This window comes from Prevotella sp. HMSC073D09 (assembly GCF_001814145.1).
GTDB lineage: Bacteria > Bacteroidota > Bacteroidia > Bacteroidales > Bacteroidaceae > Prevotella > Prevotella conceptionensis.
Map to the genome: position 1 here is coordinate 1 of NZ_KV815156.1, position 5,829 is coordinate 5,829.

General features: G+C 46.5%; 4 protein-coding genes and 1 pseudogene. All 5 read right to left on the reverse strand.

The window, feature by feature from the left end; all coding sequences use genetic code 11:
* Positions 1-3,250 (reverse strand): annotated as a pseudogene (locus HMPREF2955_RS15470) (RHS repeat domain-containing protein); the annotation flags it as partial.
* Complete coding sequence (locus HMPREF2955_RS14700; protein ID WP_198009323.1) at positions 3,244-3,693, reverse strand: hypothetical protein; 450 nt, start codon at positions 3,691-3,693, stop codon at positions 3,244-3,246. The pseudogene HMPREF2955_RS15470 and the gene HMPREF2955_RS14700, both read right to left, overlap by 7 nt.
* Positions 3,659-3,895: a hypothetical protein gene (locus tag HMPREF2955_RS16405; RefSeq protein ID WP_168166915.1), complete on the reverse strand. Its 237-nt coding sequence runs from the start codon at positions 3,893-3,895 to the stop codon at positions 3,659-3,661. The genes HMPREF2955_RS14700 and HMPREF2955_RS16405 overlap by 35 nt, the downstream gene beginning before the upstream one ends.
* A gap of 38 nt (positions 3,896-3,933) precedes the next feature.
* Positions 3,934-4,611 carry a hypothetical protein gene (locus tag HMPREF2955_RS14705; RefSeq protein ID WP_246830185.1) on the reverse strand — a complete coding sequence of 226 codons (678 nt, stop codon included), beginning with the start codon at positions 4,609-4,611 and terminating at the stop codon, positions 3,934-3,936.
* The coding region (locus HMPREF2955_RS17005) for an RHS repeat domain-containing protein (protein ID WP_246830186.1) at positions 4,580-5,829 on the reverse strand (1,250 nt) is incomplete at its 5' end. The genes HMPREF2955_RS17005 and HMPREF2955_RS14705, both read right to left, overlap by 32 nt.

Genomic DNA, 5,829 nt, shown 5'->3' on the forward strand with positions numbered 1-5,829 from the left:
GTAAGCGTTCGCGTTGTTTGTCGTAGGTGTAGGTGGTTTCCGTTCCATTACCGAGCTTGGTATAGACTGTGTGTCCGTCCTTGTCATAGCCCACCTTTTCTACGATGGTTTCTTCCTTTCCTTGTTTGTTGGACTTGACACTCGCGATTTGCCCTGCCGCATTGTAATGATAGGTAACCACCTCCCCGTCAGGATAGGTCATCGTGCGTACGCGGTTCCAACTGTCGTAGGTGGCGCCGTAGACATAGGTGCGCACGTCGGCGGTGCTCACCATCACCGAGCGAACCGTCTTCACCACTTCGCCCTGGTTGCCGTAATAATACGCCTCGCCACCCGATGCGTCTTCCACCAGCACCAGCCTGCCAGCACGGTTGTACCTCTCGCCCGGTTTGCCATAGGTGTAGGTAACGCGGTTGAAAAGGTTCTTGGGATAGAGCACTTCGCTCAACCGTTCGTAGTCGTAGGTGTAAGTGACGGGTGCCTTGTCCGAAATCCTCTTTTTGAGTTCTGCCGTGAGCTTGGTCAGGAGGTTGCCCGCCGCATCGTAGGTACAGGTCACCTCGCCCGCATCGGGATGGTTCACCTTGAGCTTACGCCCCAAGAGGTCGTACCCGTAGGTTGTGGCCTTGCCGTTGGGGTGATGCACGGCGGTCACCTGTCCTACGGCATCGTAGTCGTACTTCACGGTGATGTTGTCGCCCGAGGCGTGTTGCACCGTCTCGCGGTTGCGCCCTTTCTCGTCGGTATAGCTCTCGGCATGGCGTCCGAGCGCATCGGTCACCCTCGTTTCGAGCATCGGCTCGCCGTCATGGGAAACGATGGCGTAGGCCGTCGTGGTGGTTGCCCCATCGGGCAGCGCAACCTTCGTCGTGCGGTCGTAGACGTCGTATTCGGTGGTTGCCTGCGGGTCGCCCGTGGTGGTGTTGTACGTACCGATGCTGCCGTAGCTCTCCGTGGTGGGATAGAACGCCTTTATGTTACGCCCGAAGGCATCGACAACGGCACGGCCGCTGACAATGGACACCTTTTGGTTGCTGCCGCCCGTCCATACCACGCCCGTCTGCTTGGTCTGCACGGCGCGCATCAAGCTGTCGGCAAAGGTATAGGTCTCGATGTCGCCCTCGGGTGCGTAATGCACCGTGCGGGCATAACGACCGGTAGGGTGATACTCGAACTTAATGGTGTAGGGCTTGCCTGCGGCAATCTCTTTCGGACCGACAATCGTGCTCGGGCGTCCCATGTCGTCGTAGGCATAGCGCATCTTGTTGCCGTTGAGGTCGGAAGTCTCCACGGGCACCGCCCACTTCTAGTCGTAGGCGGTGGAAGAGGTGTAGCCGTAGGCGTCTTCTACGCTTGTGACGAACATGTGGAGCACGTTGTCGTAAGTGTAGTCGTAGCGCATGCGCTGCCCCTTGTGGTTCTCGGGCTTGGTGAGGCTCGTCAGGTTGCCGTAGGCATCGTAGGCCATGTCGTAGACCGACGGTTTTGTGCCGTTGTGCATCGTGATGCGGGTGATGTCGCCATGGCCGTTGATTTGCGTGGAGCGTTCGCGGTAGACTTTCCCTCCCCTGTCCTTTACGGCGATGTGCTTGGGCACGGAGACGATGTACTTCGCCTGCAAGTCGTGGTAGGCGATGTCGGCATCCAGCTCGTAGTTCGTCGCCGTTTCCTTGTAAGAGGCGAGGTTGCCGTAAGCGTCGTAAGTGTTGTGCACGGTGGTGCTCATGCTGCCTTGTCCTGCGTTGTCGTAAATGGTCTGCCTTACGGAGGCGAGTGCGGGGAAGAACACCGTCGTGTCTGCCTGTTGTTTAAGCTCGTAGGTGTTCTGTGTGCCTTGCAGTTTGTTGCCTGCTGCATCGTAGAGCGTCTCGGCAGTGACGAGGTCGTGCATGTACAGGTTGCGGTTGTGCCCGTATTCCGTCACCTGCTTGCGGTAAACGGCATTGCCGTTCTGCGTGTCTATCTGCTTGGTGGTGACCTTCTCAAAACCATAGAAGTCGCGTTCTCTGCGGTCGCGGTAGCCGCCTTCGTATTCAAACTCGTTGCGCATCCTGGTGGCCCCGTTCTCGGCATAGCCGCCCGTGGTCTCCACGCTTTTGAGTACATAGCGCGAGCCGGGCATGGCAAAGCTGGGACGGGTTTTCTCATAGGTCAAGGCGATATGTCCGCCGAAAGGCAAAGTAACGCCTTTAAGCAGATTGGTGCGTGCGGTGAGATTTCGGCGTACTTTCAGTTCATTAGGGCCATTTTCACTGACGTAATCGGGATAGCCGTCACCGTCGATGTCTATGAGAGCCGTTGAGTTACAACTCACACCATCTGATTTGGATGCAATACCACGTGGAAGAAGGGTTACAAACAATAAGGGAATGGCCACTCCCACATTGGCAAATTCGGATACGGAAGAAGATACGCTCCTTGCCAAGGCGGCATTTTGTATAAACCTTATCTTGGGTAGGAAACCGTTACCTGTGTTGTAAGCCACGTACAAATCATCTCCTTCTTGTGTTATGATGTCGGGTAAACCATCACCGTTAAGGTCATTCATCGAGCTGGTCGATTCTGAAGTGGTACGCGTACCGTTGAAACCGAAACTGATGTTTACCTTTCCTGCGATTGGAATGCTCACGCCACCACCGGCGCCCCATGTCTTGGATTTGGATGTGCCGACACCACCGCAACCACTTTCTTGAGCATCTGCAAAGGAATTACCCAGATTATAACGCACACTACCTCCGTCAAGCATGTCGGGCAGGCCGTCGCCATTGAGATCCGTCCAATCCCTTTCCGTACTTGTCTTGCTGCTGGTATAGTTGCCGCTGGCACTCACGGAGCCAGAAGAAGTTTCGTTAGCCTTTGCCGCAGCAATCAGGCTCTTCTTACTGAAACTCCATTGCTCGGCAATCGTTGGCGACTCTGCTTTCCCGTCACCCGCATGGCCTCCGTCCTTGAGCTCGGCCCCAACCTCTATGCCCACCGTCCCGGATGAAGCCTCGAACTTGGGATTGGGAACATTGGGCTCAATTATATGGCTGCTAAGTGCACCTGTCGGCGTCGTTATCTGTGCTTTGATTTCTTCCTTGCGTTCGTTTATCCAATCGGGATAGCCATCACCGTTGATGTCCATGCAAGACACATTGGTGTATGAGTTCTGCCAGCTTTTACTTCCCGAGATACCCGCTTTAAGGAATTTCGCAGCAAACTTACCACTAGCAGACACCGTATTTCCAGAGGCCTCCGTTTTTACCATGCATCAGAATGTATTGAGATTGATGTACCACTACCTTTAATGTTACCTACAAGCAATACTCGTTTACTTTTCATACTTAAAAATTTACATTTTCCAATCTTTTCATCTGTATAAATAACATTTGATTTCATTGCCCTTAAGTCGATTTTCTGATTGGGATATATTATAAAAATAGAAGTATTAGGATTGTTTACATCGCAAAATAAATCATAGTTTGATGTTACCCACTTCTTTTTTATTTTAATCTGTTCATATAAAGAGAATAAGACAGTATCTACTTTTGATTTATTTTCAATAATCATCAAAAGACTGTCTTTATCTTCTCTAGCAGATATTGATAATATCTGTGTTTGAGCGGATGCTATATTAATATTAAATATGAACATAAATATTACAATAAAGCTGACTTTATTCCGATTTCTTTTCTTTTTTCGTGCCTCCATTTGTTCTATGATTTCTGTTTGGATAATCAACCATAACTTCTATTGATTGGTTACCTTCTTCTCTATATTCTTTCAATTTAGTAAATAAAGCACTTTCTATCTCTGTACAACCATGAGAATAGCCTTTCTCTGAGTCATGGAGATAAAATGAATTTAGATCTCTGTCTTTAGCAGTTGCACCAGTAACTTCTATTGGTTCCAATCTTGCCCTGTTTATTGCTCATGAGACAGTCTTTCTTATTATCTTAAACTCGCATATGTTATTCTAATCTCATTTTTTTCTTTCCCTAAAATCGTTATATATATAATTCTACCATAATTATCATATTTGTACTGACATCTGTAACTAATGGTCTCATTAGAAAAATCCGGCATATATTTATATCGGAATTCTTTAAGTAAGCCTTTTTCTATAACTAGTGTGAGCGTTAAGACATAATCAACTCTTGCATTGATATATGTGTAATATTTGTTAATTTTTAATATATTAATCGTTTTACAATTGTCTTTTGTTTGAATAAAAGATTGAATTTCCGACTTATCATAACTGGACAATATATCAGAGATAATACAAAGGTCTTCGAAGATAACCTCCGGATATTTTATAATCACCCCCCACGATTCCAAGTATTTTAATTGTTCGAAAAAGACATTTTGCATATCTTTCTCGACCTTTGTGAGCCTTATAGGCTTCTTTTTCCTGCTTTTATAGACAGCTTCTTTCTTTCCATTTATATATAGACTCTTGGAAGTATACCCAGATTCATACGATAAGGTAACGTCCACCTGATGACTTTCCGCTACCTTACTGTTAAGAGGAAAATATAATAATAAAAGAAGTAAAAACACTTTCATAATTAATATCTTGTATAATGACAATTTTTTATTAATTTGTTTTCCAAAATATTGTTCTACCATATACAGCAGTGGATTGTAACCGCATTTTTCCCGCATTAGGGTTAGGAATTGACTTCTTTGTTACTGAGTTATAAAAAGAATCCCGTGCAGCACGAATCATAGGTGCTTTGAATGCTTTACCAATATTATTTTTCCACTGAGCATAATGTTTTGGAGAAATATTCCAACCCATAGTATTCATATGTATTTCAAAATGACCATTACTTCTACGCTGTTCATTTTCTGAGAATTGGGCTTGCTCAGCTCCATCCCACATTGTTGCACCATAACTATAATCTATACCATTTTTAAGTGCATTAATTTCAGCTGCAATAGCTGTCCGCATAAGAGGTAAATCATTTCTTTCTTTAGCGCTTTTACTTCTAAAATCTTTTGCAGGCTCAGAACTTATTCCATAAGCTTTTGAATTCCGCTGATGAACACTTGCAATTGCATACATCTCCTTTTTCAAATCTTCCGATGGTTCACTTTTTTTATCACGGACTCTATAAGCACTACTCTCCCCATATACTGTTGAAGATTGGCTTATAAATTTGGAATGATGTATTGATAATTTCTGGGGATTTTCGAAAACATTTACCATATTTCCATTTTTGTCCTTGCTCTGATGGACGCCACTGGCTGTATAAACAAAATTATCTTTCTTTTTATCAGAGCCTAACCATACACCTTCATTTGTGTAATAATCACCTTGTCCATCCGGGTCGAATAAACATATTGGATTCCCATGACAATATACAAAAGCAGATACATTTTCATATTCTTCACTTAGAGGATCACTTCCATACCACATGGAGATTTTGGGATCCATGTATCTTGCACCGTAATAGTATAATCCTGTTTCTTCATCTAATTCCTTGCCATTGAACTTGTAGGGCATGTCCTCGCTGCTGCTATGCTCATCAACGAGCAACTCGCCATACGGCAAGTACGCATCGAACTGGGTGATGTTGGCCTTGGCATCGGTGATGTAGGAGGTGCTGCCGAGGTGGTCACTATGATAGAAGAAGATTTCCTCGGTGTTGGTTGTGTCGGCAGGGACATAACCATACCCCGGCTGCGCATTATCGGGATCTTCGGGCTTGTTCCATTGGATAGGTGGACCCGGAGGCGTACCCGGCGTGGTGTTGCGCTTTGGTCGTTGCACCCAACCCTCGGGCACGCTGTGGTCACCCAGCTCACCAATGATGGTGTTGTAGCCATAACCGGTGTTGTCGG

Bases quoted from the DNA above. Each gene is read 5' to 3' on its own strand.
- HMPREF2955_RS14700 (WP_198009323.1), bottom strand. From the start codon at position 3,693: ATGGAGGCACGAAAAAAGAAAAGAAATCGGAATAAAGTCAGCTTTATT.
- HMPREF2955_RS14705 (WP_246830185.1), bottom strand. From the start codon at position 4,611: ATGGTAGAACAATATTTTGGAAAACAAATTAATAAAAAATTGTCATTA.